The organism is Acinetobacter suaedae (assembly GCF_008630915.1).
GTDB classification, from domain to species: domain Bacteria; phylum Pseudomonadota; class Gammaproteobacteria; order Pseudomonadales; family Moraxellaceae; genus Acinetobacter; species Acinetobacter suaedae.
This window is the reverse complement of sequence record NZ_CP043909.1, coordinates 659,450-679,773: the sequence shown is the minus strand read 5'-3', so window position 1 is coordinate 679,773 and position 20,324 is coordinate 659,450. Positions and strand designations below refer to the sequence as shown.

Here is a 20,324-nt window from a genome sequence, read left to right as displayed (position 1 = left end):
CTATTTTAGCAATATCTATTAAAGCTTCGAGAGTTTATCACTTTTTAATCAAAAACTTAACAATATCTCTAAATCCTATCAATAGAACTAAATAATTCACACAATTTATTCAAGATTAAAACATAATTTTCAGTCTTAAAGAGCTCTCATTCTTATTCATATCAATCCAAGATAATTTTTATAGTTATAAAAAAAGCGACTCAATTGAGTCGCTTTTTTAGATCATTTCAATGACTTGAAATTATTGACCTGGTTGTACAAGAACAGTACGGCTACCAGAAATCGCAGCGAATACGCGACGGTTCATAGCACGACCTTCTTTAGTTTTGTTGTCAGCAATCGGTTGATCCCAAGCAAAACCTTGAGTAGACAAACGAGATGCATCTACATTGTATTCGTTTACAAGCGCTGATTTAACAGAGTTTGCACGAGCTAAAGATAAACGTTCGTTCAAGGCACGTGGACCAGTGTTATCTGTGTGACCTTCAATACGAGCAGTCGCATTCGGGTACTCAGCTAACTTCTCTGCTACTTTAGCAATTTCAGACTTGTACTGTGGCTTGATGTCTGATTTGTTCGTATCAAAGAATACACGAAGTTCCATGTTAAGGTCTTCAGTTAACTCTTGTGGTTGTGGAGCAACTGGAGTTGGTTCAACTGGAGCAACTTCTACTACTGGAGCAGCAGGCTTCAAGTGACCACCAAGAACAACGTTTAAACCAGCAAGTGCTGTGTAGTTCCAGAAGTCTTCATCGATGTTATAAGTACCACGAGCTTCTGTACGAAGAGATAAAGCATCGTTTAAGCGCCAGAAAGCACCGATACCTGCATTACCAAGAGTACCTTCTTCTTTCAAACCACGACCAGTACGACCCAATTGTGCTTCGTTAGCATCCGTGAATGAATATTTGTAATGACCAGCACCTAACAATACATATGGCTTGATTTTGCTGTCATAGTTTTTAGTGATCAAATCAGAAGTAACATAGAAGTTACCGTTGACTTGTTGTTGTTTATATTCAGAGTTAGCAGCAGCGCTGTCAACATCACCTTTAACTTGGTTATATTCAACTTCGAAACCTAACCAAGGCGTTAATTCAACACCAATAGCAGCACCAACGAATAAATCGTCTTGTAATTCACCACTGTTAGTTAAGTGCTTATCACCATTGTTGTGTTTAGTGTCTTGGAATGTGTAACCAAGCAATAATGGAGTGATTGTTACGCCCGCGTTAGCAGCAGCTAAAGGAGCAGCAACAAGCATAGCAAGTGCAATACGACTCAATTTCATGGATATCCTCCAGAGATAACAATTGTTTGTTGTTCAAGCTTAGCCTATGATTTTTGGCCACTGCGAACAGGGTCTGCCCTACAGTATTTTTTTTAAGCTATTCACTTCACTTTGAATCATACAAACACTTGATGAAATTTCCAAGTGCTTGATAACTTTAACCTCGCAAATTATTGACAAATTTTCTTACAATTTCCGTTGTAGTTCAGTAAATTTTAATTCGGCGTAAAAGAATGAATAGCTTATTGTACACTTTCTTCAATTTTAGCAGCATTTAGTGAAGGAAGTAATCATTAGTTTGTCTAAATACTAAACTTAATTTAATAAATATGATCTTTACTTAACACTTTGTTAATAAAAAAATTACAGAAACATTATATAGGTAAAAAAATGTTTAAAAATTTAGGATTCACAATCAGTGAATTAATTACTTGTGTGGCTATTTTGGCAATTTTAGTTACGTTTAGTATCCCTCACTTCAATGATCTAATGAGCTCAAATGAAGCAAAAAAATTAAGAAAAACCATCACAATTCACATACAAAAATCCAAATCTGACGCACAAATCTATCAAAAAAATGTGACCGTGTGCGCAAGTCCTGATTTACAAACTTGTGGAAATAACTGGAATCAAGGGATCATCAGTTTCATAGATACAAATAACAATCGACAACGAGATCCGTCGGAAACCTTATTGTATGCACTGCCATTAAATTACAAACATGGCAAGTTAGAATGGAGAGGTACCTTACGAATAAACTCAGTTACATTTCAAGGAGATACAGGATTACCTCGCGGATCAAACGGTAGCTTTTTCTACTGTTCAAACTCTCCCAAATACCATACGCGAATAAAGTTGAGTCAAATGGGACACCTCACTTCAGAACCTTTAGTGACTTGCTAAGAACTGTTCAGTCTAGCTTAAGCGATGTAAAACACTTTCTTCACTGCTTTTTTTTACTATACTGCATAGGTTTTGAACATTTCCTGCAAATTATAAAGTCTGGAGACACATAATGACTGACATCGTAATTGTCAACGGCGCTCGTACAGCAATGGGCGGCTTCCAAGGCGCATTATCTAGCGCTACTGCACCAGAATTAGGTGCAATCACAATTAAAGAAGCAATTGCTCGCTCTGGTTTACAACCAACAGATGTAGAAGAAGTTATCATGGGTTGCGTATTACCTGCTGGCTTAAAACAAGGTCCAGCACGCCAAGCAATGCGTAAAGCAGGTTTACCAGACTCAACAGGCGCGGTCACCATCAATAAACTATGCGGTTCAGGTATGAAAGCCGTCATGCAAGCGACTGATATGATCAAGGCAGGTAGTGCAGAGATCGTAGTTGCTGGTGGCATGGAATCAATGACCAATGCACCTTATATATTACCAAAAGCACGTGCTGGCTATCGCATGGGACATGGCGAAATCAAAGATCATATGTTCTTCGACGGTTTAGAAGATGCTGAAACTGGTCGTTTAATGGGTTCATTTGCACAAGATATGGCAAATACGCGTGGTTATACCCGCCAACAAATGGATGATTTTGCGATTCGCTCATTACAACGTGCCCAAAAAGCGATTACTGAAGGTTACTTTAAAGATGAAATTGTTCCTGTAACTGTTTCAACTCGCAAAGGAGATGTGGTTGTCGACCAAGATGAACAACCTTTGAATGCTAAAATTGATAAAATTCCAAGCCTAAGACCAGCATTTGCGAAAGATGGGACAATTACCGCTGCCAATGCAAGTTCAATTTCTGATGGTGCTTCTGCACTTGTACTCACTTCAAGTGATGTCGCAGCTCAACGAGGCTTACAGCCTTTGGCAAAAATCGTTGCAACAGCATCTAACTCTCAACACCCATCAGAATTTACTATTGCACCAGTTGGCGCAATTGAAAAAGTGTTGAAAAAAGCGGGGTGGGATGCACAAGACGTAGATTTATGGGAAATCAACGAAGCTTTTGCAATGGTAACCATGTGTCCAATTGATGACTTCAAACTTGATGCTGAAAAAGTAAATATTAATGGTGGTGCATGTGCCCTCGGTCACCCAGTAGGCTCTACAGGTTCACGTATCATTCTTACATTAATCCATGCACTTAAACGTACAGGTGGTAAAAAAGGCGTTGCAGCGCTGTGTATTGGTGGTGGTGAAGCAACCGCAGTTGCTGTTGAATTGATTTAAACTTCAAATCTACACTTAAGAATCCTGCATTTGCAGGATTCTTTTTTAGAATTACAAAAAATAATGCACCATTCGTTAAAATACCGATAATTTATATTGTGTAAAAAAAGAACAAGGACCTTCCCATGCAACTAAATCATTATTTAAATTTTCAAGGACAAGCTGAACAAGCATTCAACTTTTATAAATCCGTGTTTGGTGGCGAGTTTTCAATGTTAAGTCGTTATGGAGACTTACCTCCAGAAGAAGGCGTAACACTTACAGAAGCAGAGAAAAATTATGTACTTCACGTTTCATTACCAATTAATGAATTTACAGTGCTCATGGCATCGGATGTGAATGATCAATTTTGCACTCCAAATAGTGTGTTTATCCAAGGCAACAACCATTATATTTCAATTAATTTAGATGCAGATGAAATAGATGAAGCCAAACGTTTATTTGCCGCACTTTCACAAAATGGGCAAATAGAGATGCCATTAGAACAAACATTTTGGGGTGCTCTATACGGAGCATTTACTGATCAGTTTGGTATTAAATGGATGATCAACTGTCAACTTACCACTGAAGCATAAAAAAGCTGAACATTGAAATGTTCAGCTTTTTTTCAGACAGGACTTAGGCCCCTGTCTGATAACTTGCTTGTGGTACAGCTGTAGAAGCCTGATAAGGATTGGTAAAATCTTGAAGCCCAGCCGCAGCTTCATGGATATCTTTACCTTCTTTAACCACAAAAGTATCAAAGCCAGAACGTTTTAAATAATTTAAAACGTCTTTGAAGATATCACCGACCGCACGCAACTCACCTTGGTAACCCTGACGGCGCAATAAAGCCGCAAATGAATAACCACGGCCATCATTGAAACCGGCAAACTCAATAAAGATCGCATCAAGTTCATTTAATGGAAATTGATGTGCTTCAGGCGAATCATTCACAGTGATATACAGCGCTTTTTTACCTTGTATATTTGCTAATTGGTCTAATTGTGCTGTAGTAACAACGACATCGCCTTGTGGAATCACGCCATCTTCAGCAATGACTTGATAGGTATTATCAGCAATTGTACCGTCTTTAAAAAGCACTTGTAGCGAAGTATTAAGCATAAGCACGCTCCTTAAATGGTTGAATACCAACACGGCGATATGTGTCAATGAAACGCTCACCTTCTGTACGTAAATCTAGGTAAGTATTCAAAATTTCTTCAATAACATCAGGTACCACATCCGCCGCAAAAGATGGTCCTAAGATGTCACCGATTGAGGCGTCATGATCTGCATTACCGCCCAATGTGATTTGATAGAACTCAGCACCTTTTTTATCTACACCGAGAATACCAATATTTCCTACATGGTGATGACCACATGCATTCATGCAACCCGAGATATTTAAATCTAGCTCACCTAAGTTATAGATGGTATCCAAGTCCTCAAAACGACGTGTGATCGCTTCTGAAATTGGAATAGATTTGGCATTTGCCAATGAGCAGAAATCTCCGCCAGGACAGCAAATAATATCCGTGATAAAACCAATATGTGCGCGAGCCATATCGTTTTGCTCAAGTGTTTGCCACAACTCAAATAAATCTTTTTGAGGCACATCCACTAACGAAATATTCTGTTCGTGTGTGGTGCGGAATTCGCCAAAAGTATATTTATCAGCTAAGTCTGCAATTAAGTTCATTTCCTCTGACGTCATATCGCCCGGTGCAATACCCGCACGCTTCAAGGAAATCGTCACGATACGATAACCTTTGACTTTATGCGCATTGGTATTGACATTGAACCATTGCTTAAATTTAGGATATTCAGCAAATAATGCCGTAAAATCTTGATCTTCTAAATCTTGATAATCAAATGGGGTAAATTCTTCATCTAACTTTTTCAAGATTTCAGGCTGAATCTTCAAAGCCTCACGTGTGTGTTCAAATTCAGCTTCAACCTTCTGTGCGAATACTTCAGGTGTTAATGCTTTTACGAGAATTTTAATACGTGCTTTATATTTGTTATCACGACGACCATGCAAATTATAAACACGCAATGTCGCTTCAAGATAAGCGATTAAATCTTCACGCGGTAAAAACTCACGAATGACACTACCAATGATTGGGGTACGGCCCAAGCCCCCACCAGCCATGATTTTATAGCCTATTTCACCCGCCTCGTTACGCACGATATACACGCCAATATCATGGAATGCTGTAGCAGCACGGTCTGTTTCAGCGAGTGCAGAAACTGCAATTTTGAATTTACGTGGTAAGAATGCAAATTCTGGATGGAATGTACTCCATTGACGAATCAATTCGCATGTTGGACGTGGATCAGCAATCTCACCCGCAACAACGCCAGCAAACTGATCTGTTGTCGTATTACGAATACAGTTACCAGATGTTTGAACCGCGTGCATTTGCACCGTTGCCAATTCCTCAAGAATATCTGGCACATCTTCCAACGCAGGCCAATTCAACTGGATATTTTGACGAGTCGATACGTGTGCATATCCACGATCGTACTCAGTCGCAATCTCAGCAATTTTTCGAAGTTGTTTTGTATTCATCAAGCCATACGGCACGGCAATACGCAACATAGGTGCGTAACGTTGCACATATAAACCATTTTGCAAACGTAAAGGACGGTACTCGTCTTCAGTCAATTTTCCCGCTAAATAGCGTTCTGTTTGATCACGGAACTGAGCAACACGTTGATTAATCAGTTGTTGATCGAAATCAGTATATAAATACATGGCGTACGGCTAGTAAATTCATGATAAAGGCAGTTAGCATAGCGAGCTTTTTATCATCAATAAAATGCTTTTTTTGCATATTTAATAACGGTTTTATTGATAAGCTTGATGGGGCTCAGTAACAGATGACATCAATAAAAAAGAGAACTTTAAAATTGTATCGTTCTCCTCTCTATCTAAACAAAAACATCAATAGGTATTGAAAGGACGCTTATCTAACAACCTCATACAAAGTCACTAGATAAGTTCTTAGGAAACCTATATACAATCCATTAAACTTCCCATAGATATTGATGTAACAATATCTGAATCAACACTGTATTTTAAACCTGACTGTTGATTTGGTTCATTCCAAAAATAGATAAAAATATTTTCACCGGCTAAACCATTTTCATTATCTTCAACTTTAGGTTTCAGATTTGAAGGATGCTTTTTATAAATTTGATCCACATGATCCCCTACAGCAACACCATAAGGAGATAAAATACCTTGCTCCGAAGTTCTTATAGTTTTAATAAAACCATCACTAACTTCATAACTTATTCCATTATCAGAATTTACTTCTTTAGCTAAAAAACAGCCATCAATCTCTTCTGTATATTTCTCTAATTTAGCACTATCAAAAGAACTATTTACTTTTATACCATTCACACCATCTAGTTCAAATTGAATATTTTTTACCTTTATATCAGCTTCCTTTTTTATATCATCACTACAGGAAATAAGTAATACTCCCACTAAAATCAACCAGCCCCATTTAAATATCTTCAACATTATAACTATGCCTTCCTATGTGTAAATGATGATGGTGTCCATCCCAATAACTAGTACCAGGGACTTTAGCTGTACCACCAACTTCTTTAGTACCTGTTAAAAAAGTACCAAACCCAAACTTCCTTAGTACCTGTACAAATTTTGTATTCGCGGCCATATCAAAAGTAGGATAATTAGTCCATACAGCCCCATTCTTATGAGCTCCATTAATACCTAAATATCTAAAATCGCCAGCTTCTCCATTAATATGACTAGTACTTGGTCTAGCTGATTTAGCATCAACTGTACTAAAACCACTCCCAATAAACTCTTCACTACCATAATCAATAAGTGCCCCTAACACTGCAGCCATTGTTACACCATTTAAATAGTATCTATGGCTACTACTTATTATAGTCCACTTATAATTAATAGTACCATTTCTATAATATGTATGTTTTCTTTGATCAATAAGATAAACATTACCACCTACAGTTATATTATTTTTTCCTCTTTTCAACGCAACAACATACCTCGACTTCCCTAAATTATAAGCATTACCTTGCTGATCATAATAAATAAACTCTGCATATCCTGTAGCAGCTTTATTCTCTCTTTTAATTTTTCCATTATGATAAATATGATAGCGAGTTGTATCACTGGTTACAGGTGCTTGACGACTCACTGTGGTGATTGGTCGACCACCATTCTGAGTATAGCCATTATTTTGTCGTGCTTGATTATTTTTATCAGCTTCAGTTTTAGCTTTTTTTCTTTCCTCCTCAGCTTCTTTTTCTTTCTTTGCAGCAGCTTCTTTTTGCTGTTGTTGTAATCTCGCTGTTTCTGCTTGTTGTTGTCGTTTCCGTTGCTCGTCCGCTGTTTCATGTAGTTTTGATGCTTTTACTGCACTTGCATTCACAATAAAACCTTTGATTGCAGCAGATTTTTCAACACGACTTAATACCAAACTTTTACCTTTGACTCCAAAGCCAAAAACAAAGCCTGTGAGCATTTTTACAGTAATAATTCCTGATGCATTTGTTCTTTTCGGAATCTCCCGTCCTCTATAAAAAATACTAAACAATGTATTTGCTACATGTTGACCGTTTTGGGTGACTCTTATACTAAAGCTATGTACAGGTAACCGTACTTTTAAGGTTTGATTACTGAGTGCTGCATCCACTTTGAAATGATGAATCACTTGTTTATGACCATCTCCTTCCACTGATAGTTCAATATCTTGCCCTTCTTCAGCAATTACTCCTTTTCTAGTCCCCGTACCATCCGCAGTATGTTTTTTTATATTCCCCTTATATGTCAGAAAAAAGGTCATATTAGGAATAGGACGTCCAGAATCTCCTTCCACAATCTGAATATTAAATGGGATATCTCTTAATATTCTAGAATGCTCAACTGGTGTGGATGGCATTGTTTGAGATTGTTCACTTCTCAATTCTTGAGGAGTTTTGTTCGTTTGTGGTTTTGGTTGAGGTGTACTTTCTGTTTCTAAAGTTGCAGCGTAACTAGAAATTGGAAAGTCGCTTAAAGTTGCTCTCTGCTTTTCATTGGCTTTCTGTACAATACTATTCGACTCTTTTCCATCTGCTAAAATTTTTATTTCAGTATTTGGATGACGCACAATCACTGGGAGATTTCCCTGCTCATCACTCTTTAACTTAACTCTTGTTTCACCAGATACATATTTTCCATCATAGCGAGAAACAACAATAACCTCTTTATTTGCTAAAGCATTTTTTTCAGCATCCGTCAAACCAATATAAATTTTTCTTTGGCAGCAATTTTCCAAATCAAAATGGTTAAACATTTCGATATATTTACTGATATGGACACCATTTCCATCAGATTCTTTGTATTTACCTTTAAAACCGTTTATACCAAAAAATGAACCTAAGCCACCGTCTCCAACTAAGTGGGCACCAGCTATAGCTCCAGACTCAGTAATTTCTATACCGTTGATGGTCTTTCCATAAAACTCATTGAAATTTCGATTCCGTAATCGATTACATAAAAGATCAATCCATTCATGAATAGCTTGAAGTTGCTTCTCAGGGGAGTTTAGAAACTGAGATAAACTATTAATCCCAGCTTTACCTGTCCATGTTCCAGTCCAGTCATTTGCTTTTGTTTTATCTGTGTTATTATCCCAATGCTTATAATAACCCAAATCTATTAACGCAGCTTCACCGAACTGGAATAACCCAACGTATCCTTTATCATTTTTTTTTGCTGCAGAAAATACATTTCTTCTTACACTCAAAGGCTGCCTTAAATCAGAAGATGATTCTTTATAACTTACAGCCTGAATAAAACCAGATCGATTAAAATCAAACTCAACAACATCATTATCTGAAAATCTAATTGTCTTTTTCATTATTTAAACCAATCAGCAATCTGATACTTATAAATATTCTTAATATTCGTTTCTTTTAAAATATAGCTATTTAAGACAGATATCAGATCAGAATCACTCCCCACCTTCGCACATGACAAGTTTACATCGAGAACATCTTTATCTGTATATCCACTATCACTAATTTTAGTTCTATCTATTTCTCTAGAATATGAAAATGCAGCATTATCATTAAAAATCATAATAAGATCCGTTTTATTGTGCTTCATATCCGCCCAGTAAATGTAATAATTATTCTTCTTATATTTAATATGACTACATATCCCTGCAGACATCCAATTATTATTTTTAAGATTAAAACCTATCTTCTCCACCACTTTTTTACCATGCGGATTAAAGTTATCCTCCCATACATGCGGACATTGAGTATCTTTTAGCAACTCAAATTGAACTACTGGCTCATTCCAATATTTCAAACATTGTTTAGCACTCTCGGCATATAAGCTCACACTTTGGAATAAAACCAGTGAACCTATCAATACTTGCGCTATTCTCATTTCTTATTCCCCACATCCAAAATGCTTAAAATCATGTTCTAAATCTGACTCATCCATTGTCTCTGCTTGAGAGTGTTCACAATCGTCATGGTGGTGCTCATCACGACCACAACATGCTTCTTCCAAAGACCCATCATCAGTTATAGTTTCCTCCACTAACAAAAGCTTATCGGCACTTTCTTTATTTTTTCCTAACAGAACAACTTCAATTTGATCCGGGTTATCACTAAAAACTCGCTCAGTCCTTGCGTCTTCATCCAAAACACCAACATATTCAGTTTTTTTGGCTCGATTAATTACTTTGTATAGAAAACCCTCTTGTAATAATTCAGGTGAAACCAAACCACTAAAATCAAAACGTCGACTGTAAACACCACTTTTCGGTAAGCTCGGTAACTCTGCATTGACGGTTGTGCCACTTTCAAATACATGTTGTCCTGCTTTCACTTTGAAGTATCCGCCTGTGTTTATAAAAACCCCTTCTTTATTTATCTTGAGTTGTGAACCACCAGCTTTTAGGTCAATCTCAACAGGACTAGTGATCTCTATTTTTTCTTCGGTCGATATAATCTTTACGACACGACGGGCAATTGCTTCGATCATGTCATCTTGTGCTTGTAATTCAACTTTTCCTTTTGCAGCAAAGGCTTTAAGTCCTTTCGTGGCAGCGAATAAACTCACTTTATCTTGCGCATGACCAATAATATTTTTCTGAGCACTCAAATTAATCGAACCGCTAGCACTTTCCGCTATGTCTTGTGAGGCTTGAAGAATAATATTTTCAGGTGTGGTCAATGCAATCCCATTCGGTGATGCGAGGAGCATTAAAGCTTGTCTAAATATTTTTCCTTGTTCTTGTTGTTTGGCATCAGCGCTATTTTCTAAGTTTTGTGTATATCCCTCCATGAAACCTTGTAAGGAGTTTAACGCTTGTAAAGGACTAACATTGAGTTGACTCCCTTTCTTGAAGGTGCCACAGGTACTCATCAAATCAAAATCTTTGATCTCTACGTTTGCCAGCACTTGTCCAACTTCTTGAAGGCTCTCAAATGGATTTTGTTTAATTTTAGCTTTTAAACTGGCCAGTTGTCCTTTAACAATATCAGCCCCGTGTGCTTCAACGCTTTCAATGAAATCTTTTAAGTTATTGATTGCATCTTTGCTATCGGCAAAGAATTGATTAAATTCATCAACAATTGTTTTTGTGTCTCCACCAAAGCCACTGATATCCTTAATAAAACCTCCACAGTCTTTCAAGGCATGTAATGGATCGTCTTTCAATTCATTCTTAAACAGATTTACGGTCTTATTCAGTGCTTGAGTTTTGCTATTAAGCTCTAACGACTGAATAAATTTAGGCAGTCGCTGGATGACATTTAATGCATCCGCTTGCTGTTTTTCAGCAATAAGACTGAGCATTTTCATGCTTTCATAGCCTTGATTGAGTAAAGACTGCGCTTGTGCTGCTTCTAAGTGATCTGCAATCGCTTGCTCTTGTGCATAGGTACTGATCAGCATGCCTTTGCCTGCCCGGACAGCACCCCAAGCATCCGTTCTCAGCTCAAAACCTTCTCCACGCCCAGCACTATGCTCTTGGGCTTTGGGATGACTTAAATGACCTAAATTTAATTGTGTTGCTGCATGACTACTTTGTAATTGCGTGCTGATTTGTCCCGACGTATCGTCAAATCGTAGTTGGTTAAATCCTTGCCCACCAATCTCCTGACTACGAATACCACTCAGTCGCCTGGTATCAGGTAATTGTCCTTTAATATCAAAACGGGTCGGTGAACGCTGTGCTTCATGGATACGTCCCATCACAAACGGACGATCAATATTACCGTCAAAGAAGTCAATCACCACGATTTCACCGATTCGTGGTAGGAACCGTGCACCATAGCCCTCGCCCGCCCAAGGTGTCAGGACATCAATCCATGCAGAGTCGCTATCATTATTATTAGAGCCAGCACCCCCATCATGCTGATGATCTTCACTCCTCGTGAACAGAAATCTGACTTTAATCCGTCCCCATTCATCGACATAAATGCTCTCACCTTCAGGTCCGACCACTCTTGCTCGTTGAGGATATGCAATCGGACGATGCCTGATCGGGTCATATTCAGGGACAATTGGAACATGGTAACGCTGTAAGGTAAGTTGGTTGGCTTGGCGTTCATTGTTGTTATTAAAATCTCTAACTTGCCATTGGCTATTTTGTAAGAGTTGTCTAACTTGTAAATTTAGCTCTTTGGGTAGATTGTTATGATGATAAAAATGCTTTGCTGTAATTAAAAAATTTCGGTCTTGAGCAGTATGTAAATCAATCTCAGGATGTTCTCTCAGTTCAAACCAATAACCGACATAGGCATCACGAACCGTTGTATGCGCAATAAAGTGTTTAGCAGCAGCATTATAATATTGATTACGGTGCTCATTTAGACGTTCAATTTGTTGACTACCTGATGCTGTGACACCATCATCACCTTTTAAATCCTGAATCCATGCAGGTGTAAAATGCCAAGCATCCTCCAATCCTAGACTGAGATTGTCATAATGTTCACTATGAGAATGTGTACTTTGAACGCTGCCCGCGCCATCTTCTTGATCCAATGCATCAGCTTGCCATCTTTGAATATGTACCGTTGTGGGTTGTAATCTCCGTTGAGCAACCAAACTGGTCATACTGTCATATTGTTCTGCTGCACTGCTCCGATGATACCGAATGTTTCGACGTTCGAGTGCCTGATATTGTTGATTATCATCAATCAGACGCAATTTTTGTGCTTGGATTGGCGCAGTATTGTGAGGAACAATATGCTGTGCTTCATCGATCAAACTATTTATAGATTCTGAAGCCAGTAATCTCTGGATAAAATCAGCGTCTAGCTCATTGTGTTGCATCGTAAAAGGACGTATATCATAGTCTTTACTTAGCCCACTCAGATCTAATGTCAAACTTGCAGCAAATAATGGGCTACGTGTTTGCCATTCCTTGAATAAGGTTTGAATAATTTCAACCACGGATTGATTCATAAATACGCGGCTATTACGACGCTTTGTCCAAAGCGCTGTGGCATCTTGTAGCGTCAGTCGATAAAGACTTAAAGCACCATCACTTTGTCCCTGTGCTGCGGCAGTGATGATTCCTGTTGTGCGGGTCAAGTGCCCTGTATCTGTGATCTGATCTACAGCAACTTGGCACCCTATAAACGCTTTTAATGGAATAGCGGCATTCGTTGACAGACAAATCAGCTCAGCCATTACCCCCTGATTCAGTTGATGATTTCCATCAATCGATTGCAAAAATACTTGCGCATTAAGCATCGGATGCGAAAATTGAACTTGAATTGCACGTTTTTGCGCATTTAACCCCAACTTTTCAAGTACATGGAATATATTTAAAAGCATTTTGTTATGGTATTCCTTTTTTTATTAGGTCGAAATTTTATACAAGCCAGATAGATCTGTCTATTTTGATGGAAAAGTGACGTATTTAATCACCACTTCAAATCGATAATAAAAAAAAATGCCCACCGAAGTGAGCATTTTGAATCTAAAAGGAATTAATCTGGTAAAGCATATGCAACTAAATAATCACCCATTTTGGTACCAAACGAACCATGTCCTCCAGCCATAATGACGACATATTGTTTGCCATTGATTTCATAGGTCATTGGTGTTGCCTGCCCACCTGCTGGTAGACGTGCTTCCCACAATTTATCACCATTCGACACATTAAATGCTCGAATATAATTATCTTGTGTTGCAGCAACAAACATTACATTACCAGCCGTTGAAATCGGTCCACCTAAACCAGGTACACCAATTTTCACAGGTGGTAATTGGAACAGATTTGGTAAACTGTCACGAATCGTACCAATACGTTTTTTCCATACAACATCGTGAGTTTTCAAATCCACACCAGCAACAAAGCCCCACGCAGGTTGTTTACATGGCAAACCAAATGGTGACAAGAATGGACTGATATCAACCCCATATGGCGTACCATACATTGGTTGCATACCATGCTCCGTACCCGCACCACGTGCAACAGCTTGACGATTTGGATCTGCTGGAATCAAACGACTCACAAAAGGTAATCCAATTGGATTCATCACAGCCACTTGACGGTCAGCATTCACTGACATCCCGCCCCATTCAAACACACCTAAGTTACCAGGGAACACCAAGGTTCCATTCTCAGAAGGTGGTGTATAAATACCATCGTAATTGAGACGTTTAAATTTCACACGGCACATTAACTGATCCAACATGGTGGCACCCCACATGTCTTTATCGGTTAATTTATCTTTTGGTGCTAAATTGAAATCAGAAAATGGTTGTGTTGGTGAATAAAACTCACCCTTGGTCTGTGGTCCCCATTTTACTGTTTGTGGAACAGGCTTTTCTGTAATCGGTATAACAGTCTCACCCGTTCTGCGATCCAACACAAATACGTTACCTGTTTTTGTTAGTACATAAATCGCAGGAACAGTCTGACCAGATTTATCTTGAATATCAGCTAAAGATGGTTGTGATGGTACATCCATATCCCACAAATCATGGTGTGTGGTTTGGAAATGCCAGACAAGTTTACCTGTGGTTGCATTGATGGCGAGCATTGAATTTGCGTAACGCTCTTTCAACTCGGTACGATCTCCGCCCCAAATATCAGGTGTACCTACACCAGTTGGAACATAAACAATATCAAGTTTCGCATCATAAGCAAGTGGTGCCCATGCATTTGGAGAGTTATGAACGAATGTTCCACCTTCACCAGGTAAAGCATTTGGATCTTCAGCACCTGTATCAAATGCCCATAACAATTTACCAGTATTCACATCATAGCCACGGATCACACCTGATGGCTCTTGGCTTGAATGGTTATCTGTTACTGAACCTGCAATGACTACAGTCGTCCCAGTCACAATACCAGGAGAAGTCGGATTGTAGCCGCCTGGATAAGCATATGGCATGAATTCTTGTAAATTCACTTCGCCATTTTCACCAAAATCTGAACATGCTTTGCCCGTATCAGCATTTACAGCAACTAAACGACCATCATTGACAGGAACAAAGACTTTTCTTGGGCACTCAGTAGAGGTTGACTTTTTAGCCTGTAAACTGGTTGCAAACTTAGTCGTATTATCCGCATCGTAGTACATCACACCACGACAGGTTAAATGTTGGAAAGTCTTATCCGATTTCAGCTTTGGATCAAAACGCCACTTCTCTTCACCTGTTGCAGGATCAATTGCAATTAAATGCTGATGCGGAGTACACATAAACAGATTATTGCCAATTTTAATTGGAGTGACCTGATTCGTTGTTTCGCCTGAATCATTCTCAGTTCTAAAATCACCGGTACGGAAAGTCCAAGCCACTTTCAGATCTTTAACGTTTTTATCATTGATCTGTGTGAGTGGTGAATAACGCTCACCGCCCTGACTGCGACCATATGCAGGCCAATCTTCAGGTGCGATCCCCTCTAATGCTTTCGCTTGTTCAGGCTGTGGCGTTTCAATAACGCCATTAATTTCTTGTGGATCATTAAATATTGAATACACCATCACCACAATTGCAATGGCTAAAGTAGATGATAAAGCCACTTTACTTGAGGTTAAGTTGTCTATACCACGTGTAACTGCTGGTACTAACAACCACAAGCCTAAAACACCTAACACATCAAGGCGTGGTGCAAGTGCCCAGAAGTCTGTACCCACTTCCCAAACACCCCAAATTACACTCCCTAGCATTAGAGCCGCATAGACCCATAATGGACCAGAAGCACGTTTATGAAGTTGAACTGCGACAATAAGTAACAGCACACCTGCAATTATATAATAAAAAGACCCGCCTATTGCTGCGAGCCAGATACCGCCAACGAGCAAGAACAATGCAATGAGGGCAATGATAATTACCGTCAATGTTCTAAGCCCAGATTTTGAAGCAGATTGATTCATACGATCACCCTTGCATCTTTAGTATTTTAGATACGATGAAGCAAATCACTTCACCTCATCGTCAAATTCAAATCACAATGAAAACTTGCAGATGTAATCCATTGAAATGAACTAAATCTGCAAAATTATTCAAATCAAAAATTAGAAGACTGTTTGGAACTTAATTCCACCAACCCAAGTTTTGTCACCATTTTTAAGTGCACCGACGTGATGGACATATTGGATATTTGGACGAATCGTCAACCAATTCGTAGCGTGAATGCCGTAATACAACTCAGTGTTATATTCCTCATCCAATAAACTATTATTTTTATCATTGGCATGAATACGCGCTACACCAAGCGCCAACTCATCTTGTGGGCGCTGATCCAATAAACCCTTATAAATCAAACCAATATTTTGCATATCTTTGACTGTATTGGTTTTTGAATCATGCACCGTCACATTCACAAAGCCAGTTAAACCACGATCAGACTGACCGTCGTGACGTGTCAATTGCTGCTTTGCAGTAAACCAGCCACCTTGTTTATGTGAGGTTTTCGATGGGTTAGCAATTTCCACAGCATCAGCTGTACTGTAGTAATAACCAAAGCGATATTCACCAGCAAGTGACTGTGCACCAAGTTTAGGTGTCCAAACCAATTCTGTTGGAATAATGGCACCATGTGATCCATCAGTACTTAGATTGAAACCTTTGCCACGTTGCAAATTTTCGGGGTTATATTCATACGCCCCAATCTGCGCATACAAGTCTGGTTGGAAGTTATACTTGACACGCAATGCCCACTGACTGACTGGCCAGTTGTACCATTGATCGCCGACCCAGTTACCAACTTGTGAACCACATAATGCTAAATTTTGGAAATCACAGTCAAAACTATTAAAGTCAGCACCTTCACCAAATCGACCAACTTTAATGTCCAGTGCTTGATCTAAAAACTTCTTCTTAACCCAAAGCTCTGTTAAACGCCATGTTTGCCCCCGCCCCCAAACTTCTTGTACCGAACTTAAATGTCCTTGTAAGCCATCTGCAGTTTGAGAAAGAGATTGACCATCACGATAAGTTAAAGTGATCTGGGCCTCTGTATCTTGCCAACCTAAAATTTTATTTAGGTCAAAATGAGTACCTAGAGCCAGTTGACCCGTGTATTCATTTCCACGACTAGAAGACTGTTTCGAATCTAGAACCCCTGCAAATTCGCCTGTGTAATTCGCAGAAAAGTTATAACCCTGTTCTTGTAACGCTGTGCGTTGACCGTTCCAATCACCAAACAACCATTGACCATTTGGATCAAATGCGGGAGAGGCTGCATGAGTGTGATGTGTAAAAAGACTCAATGATAGAACGGATAAACAAGAAACAATCATAGATTTAGAGATTGTCATGTTTACGTAACCTTTTATGTTATTGTGTATAAAAGGTTACTCTTATTTTTAAATTACAATTTATTCAAAATGTTAACAATCTGTACAATATTTTAACATTTAGTGATTATATGCGCATTTTTTCTACCATTTGCCCTCTCCTAACGCCTGCCCTATAAATGTATATACCATTTGAGATCGAGAAAACTTAATTGGACAAGCTAACTGAGGTTCAGTTTGATCAGTATGTTCTGATAAAGGGACATCCACCACCCAACCTCGTTGTTCTGCTATTGGTGATACTAAAGCTTCGTCTAAATTGAGTACTGGTTCCACACAAATATCTAAGTTTTGAAATACCTGCTGCCATGCGGCAAAATCTTGAGTTTTAAATTTATCCTTTAAAGCTTGTTTTACAGCTTGACGATCTTCTGAATCGAAAGATGCACCTTTTGCCATAAGTATTGGTAAGTCTAAAGCAGCAGCTAAGCCTGCCATAAATTGAGGTTCTAAACTTCCAACTGAAAAATAGCGACCATCTTTTGTTTCATAATAGTCATAAAAACTCGCACCATTGAGCATCCCTTGCTCAGGCCCCTGCGGGGTTTGTCCAGCTAAACTCGCTGAAGCAGCCATGCTATTTAAGCTTGCTACACAATCGGTCATCGAAATATCAATATATTGCCCGATACCACTATGTTGGCGCTCAATCACTGCTGCGAGAATACCAATCACTGCATGTAATGAACCACCAGCAACATCTGCGATCTGAATTCCAAGTGGTGGTGGCCCACTATCTTGACGACCACTATGACCGGAAACGCCAGCAAGGGCTAAATAATTAATATCATGTCCCGCACGATCTTTATAACTTCCTGTTTGACCATAACCTGTAATTGAACAGTAAATTAAACGTGGATTGATTTCTGCTAAGGTTTCATAATCCAAACCTAGACGGCGCATCACTTCAGGACGAAATTGCTCCAACACAATATCAAATTCTGAAATTTTATTTTTAATGAGCTCAATACTTGCTTGATCTTTAAGATCTAATGCAATCGACTGCTTATTTCGATTCAGATAACTATGTGCAGTGGCCTGACCGTTCGCATAGGGCGGCATAATCCTTACTAAGTCTGGGCGAGTCGGTGATTCAATATGGATAACTTCTGCACCCATGTCTGCAAGATACATACTTGCGAATGGACCTGGTAACAAAGTAGAAAAATCGAGAACTTTCAATCCTTTTAATGCAGATGGCATGATAATTTTTACTCATTTTGTTTAAATTTTCTTTTATACTAGGTAGGGATAAACATAAAAACAATGTCATGTTCAGCCATTTACCTTGATAGTTTCGGCAATTTAACATGTACACATTGAGCAATTATTTTTCTTGTCAATTGCCCAATTTGATATTTTAGACGGTTATTTAGGTCAATTATCGTGAATAGTAAAGAAACTGAAGGATTCAATATGAGCCGTGATACGATCAGCATCCACTTCGTGAATGCGGCTTTAACAGGTGTGAAACGCCTAGGCATGGACGTTGAAACATTACTTTCACATGTCGGTATAGAAGCAGAACTCCTGCGCCAGCCTAAAGCTCGAATCTCCCCTGAACAATATACTCGCTTTGTTAAAATGTTATGGATGGTGACCCAAGACGAACATGTCGGTTTTGATATCCAACCTCGTCGCTTAGGTACATTCGCAATCATGTGCCAATTGATTATTCATTCAAAAACACTCGGTCAGGCACTTGAGCTTTCATCACAATTCTACAAACTGTTTGGTGACGAATGGTCTGTAAGTTTAGAGCGTGACAAACATGAAGCGCGCTTAGTTCCTCACATCCCAAAATCACTCGATCCAGATCATTTTATTACTGAAAGTATGCTGATGATTTGGCATGGTCTTGCATCTTGGTTGATTGAACGTCGTTTGCCCTTAGAACGCGTACATTTTGGTTATGAGCGTCCAAGCCATGCCGATGAATATGATGCATTGTTCTTTGCACCTGTCATGCAGTTCGATGCACCGCGTACAGAGATTACGTTTGCGGCAGATTATCTTGATCTACCAATTCGCCAAGATGAAAATACTTTAGAAGAGTTCTTAAAAGCAGCGCCAGCGCAGCTTCTAGTGAAATTCAAAAACACCAACTCTTTGACTTCACGAATTCGTGATGTATTGAAGAGCCAAATCGGTGAAGAAATGCCGACACTCAATGATGTAGCGTCGATGTTGTATTTATCCCCTCAAACCTTACGTCGTCGTTTAGCTGCCGAAGGTAAAAGCTATCAAGGTGTCAAAGATGCGCTGCGTCGTGATGCTGCGATTCACTTATTGTTAACACCGAATCTCACTTTAGAAGATGTTGCTCAACAAGTGGGCTTCAGTGAAACCAGTACTTTCCACCGTGCCTTTAAAAAATGGACAGGTGTAACACCAGGTTTATATCGTCAGTTACACGGCCATCATTCATAAAACTCACAGCATGGATCGTTTAATAATATTTAGGCGATCCATTCATTTTATTAAGGAATTCGGCTGCTTCTCTCGGAGAAGTTAATTGAATAAAGCGAATATGTTGATATTCGGGATTTTCCATCATTGCGAGATACTTTTTTCTATTTTTAGCATGATGACTGATCATCCATAAAATAATGGAATCCTTAGAAAGAAAACTGGACTTAAAACTTTCTCGATTATTCGAGTTTGGCCATAATTTTTTCTGTGTCACAGCTCTAGTAATTGCTCGTTTGATTGATCGATAAAGGTTGAATGAAAATGAGTAATCTAACCAAATAATCGTATCAATATATCTAAGCTTCAAATCTTGCGTTCGAGAATAATTACCATCAAGTATCCACCCACTAGAGGCTTGATCCATTCGATTTTGTAATTTAGAAAAAAATTCATCATCTGGCGTTTCTTGCCAATTATCCAACCAAAACAAGTCATCCATTTCGATATGAATCAACCCTAACTTTTTAGCAAGTTGGCGAGCAAAGGTCGTTTTTCCAGAAGCTGATGTTCCGACAACATTAATAAATTTCATCAAGATAATTTTGTTGAATTATGACCATA

Annotated in this window: 15 protein-coding genes; 4 read left to right on the top strand and 11 right to left on the bottom strand. The window is 38.8% G+C overall.

Annotation, left to right across the window (positions count from 1 at the left end; all coding sequences use genetic code 11):
- Nucleotides 1-241: 241 nt before the first annotated feature.
- Complete coding sequence (gene omp38, locus F2A31_RS03235) at nt 242-1,291, bottom strand: outer membrane protein Omp38 (RefSeq protein ID WP_150025147.1); 1,050 nt, start codon at nt 1,289-1,291, stop codon at nt 242-244.
- A 390-nt stretch (nt 1,292-1,681) separates the two neighbouring features.
- Here omp38 and F2A31_RS03230 point away from each other — a divergent pair, with 390 nt between their 5' ends.
- The 3 genes from F2A31_RS03230 to F2A31_RS03220 all read left to right on the top strand — a co-directional run bounded on the left by F2A31_RS03230 (nt 1,682) and on the right by F2A31_RS03220 (nt 4,057).
- Nucleotides 1,682-2,194: a GspH/FimT family pseudopilin gene (locus tag F2A31_RS03230; protein ID WP_150025146.1), complete on the top strand. Its 513-nt coding sequence runs from the start codon at nt 1,682-1,684 to the stop codon at nt 2,192-2,194.
- A 112-nt stretch (nt 2,195-2,306) separates the two neighbouring features.
- The gene (locus F2A31_RS03225) at nt 2,307-3,482 is read left to right on the top strand and encodes a thiolase family protein (RefSeq protein ID WP_150025145.1); all 1,176 of its coding nucleotides are present in this window, start codon (nt 2,307-2,309) and stop codon (nt 3,480-3,482) included.
- A gap of 125 nt (nt 3,483-3,607) precedes the next feature.
- Nucleotides 3,608-4,057 (top strand): VOC family protein, encoded by a 450-nt coding sequence (locus F2A31_RS03220; RefSeq protein WP_150025144.1) that lies wholly within the window; start codon nt 3,608-3,610, stop codon nt 4,055-4,057.
- Nucleotides 4,058-4,100: 43 nt separating this feature from the next.
- Here the strand turns inward: F2A31_RS03220 and F2A31_RS03215 are convergent, their stop codons facing one another.
- From F2A31_RS03215 to F2A31_RS03175, 9 genes are all read right to left on the bottom strand, one after another.
- Entirely contained in the window at nt 4,101-4,586 is a 486-nt protein-coding gene (locus F2A31_RS03215; RefSeq protein WP_150025143.1) for a DUF934 domain-containing protein, read from the bottom strand.
- A complete protein-coding gene (locus tag F2A31_RS03210; RefSeq protein WP_150025142.1) occupies nt 4,579-6,222 on the bottom strand; it encodes a nitrite/sulfite reductase in 1,644 nt (547 codons plus the stop codon). The genes F2A31_RS03215 and F2A31_RS03210 overlap by 8 nt, the downstream gene beginning before the upstream one ends.
- A 258-nt stretch (nt 6,223-6,480) precedes the next feature.
- Nucleotides 6,481-6,996 carry a hypothetical protein gene (locus tag F2A31_RS03205; protein ID WP_113996733.1) on the bottom strand — a complete coding sequence of 172 codons (516 nt, stop codon included), beginning with the start codon at nt 6,994-6,996 and terminating at the stop codon, nt 6,481-6,483.
- Complete coding sequence (locus F2A31_RS03200; RefSeq protein ID WP_150025141.1) at nt 6,980-9,367, bottom strand: hypothetical protein; 2,388 nt, start codon at nt 9,365-9,367, stop codon at nt 6,980-6,982. Before F2A31_RS03200 ends, F2A31_RS03205 begins: the two co-directional genes overlap by 17 nt.
- Nucleotides 9,367-9,903 (bottom strand): hypothetical protein, encoded by a 537-nt coding sequence (locus tag F2A31_RS03195; protein WP_150025140.1) that lies wholly within the window; start codon nt 9,901-9,903, stop codon nt 9,367-9,369. Before F2A31_RS03195 ends, F2A31_RS03200 begins: the two co-directional genes overlap by 1 nt.
- A 3-nt stretch (nt 9,904-9,906) precedes the next feature.
- Nucleotides 9,907-13,311: a type VI secretion system Vgr family protein gene (locus tag F2A31_RS03190; protein WP_150025139.1), complete on the bottom strand. Its 3,405-nt coding sequence runs from the start codon at nt 13,309-13,311 to the stop codon at nt 9,907-9,909.
- A 155-nt stretch (nt 13,312-13,466) separates the two neighbouring features.
- On the bottom strand, nt 13,467-15,866 hold the full coding sequence (locus F2A31_RS03185; protein WP_150025138.1) for a glucose/quinate/shikimate family membrane-bound PQQ-dependent dehydrogenase: 2,400 nt from the start codon (nt 15,864-15,866) through the stop codon (nt 13,467-13,469).
- A 141-nt stretch (nt 15,867-16,007) separates the two neighbouring features.
- Nucleotides 16,008-17,231, bottom strand: a complete 1,224-nt coding sequence (locus tag F2A31_RS03180; protein WP_171490623.1) for a carbohydrate porin — start codon at nt 17,229-17,231, stop codon at nt 16,008-16,010.
- A gap of 144 nt (nt 17,232-17,375) precedes the next feature.
- On the bottom strand, nt 17,376-18,494 hold the full coding sequence (locus tag F2A31_RS03175) for a CaiB/BaiF CoA transferase family protein (protein WP_150025136.1): 1,119 nt from the start codon (nt 18,492-18,494) through the stop codon (nt 17,376-17,378).
- A 213-nt stretch (nt 18,495-18,707) separates the two neighbouring features.
- Here F2A31_RS03175 and F2A31_RS03170 point away from each other — a divergent pair, with 213 nt between their 5' ends.
- Entirely contained in the window at nt 18,708-19,721 is a 1,014-nt protein-coding gene (locus tag F2A31_RS03170; protein WP_005083262.1) for an AraC family transcriptional regulator, read from the top strand.
- A 19-nt stretch (nt 19,722-19,740) separates the two neighbouring features.
- On the opposite strand, the gene F2A31_RS03165 is transcribed toward F2A31_RS03170, so the two are convergent.
- A complete protein-coding gene (locus F2A31_RS03165) occupies nt 19,741-20,295 on the bottom strand; it encodes a P-loop NTPase family protein (RefSeq protein WP_150025135.1) in 555 nt (184 codons plus the stop codon).
- Nucleotides 20,296-20,324: the final 29 nt, after the last annotated feature.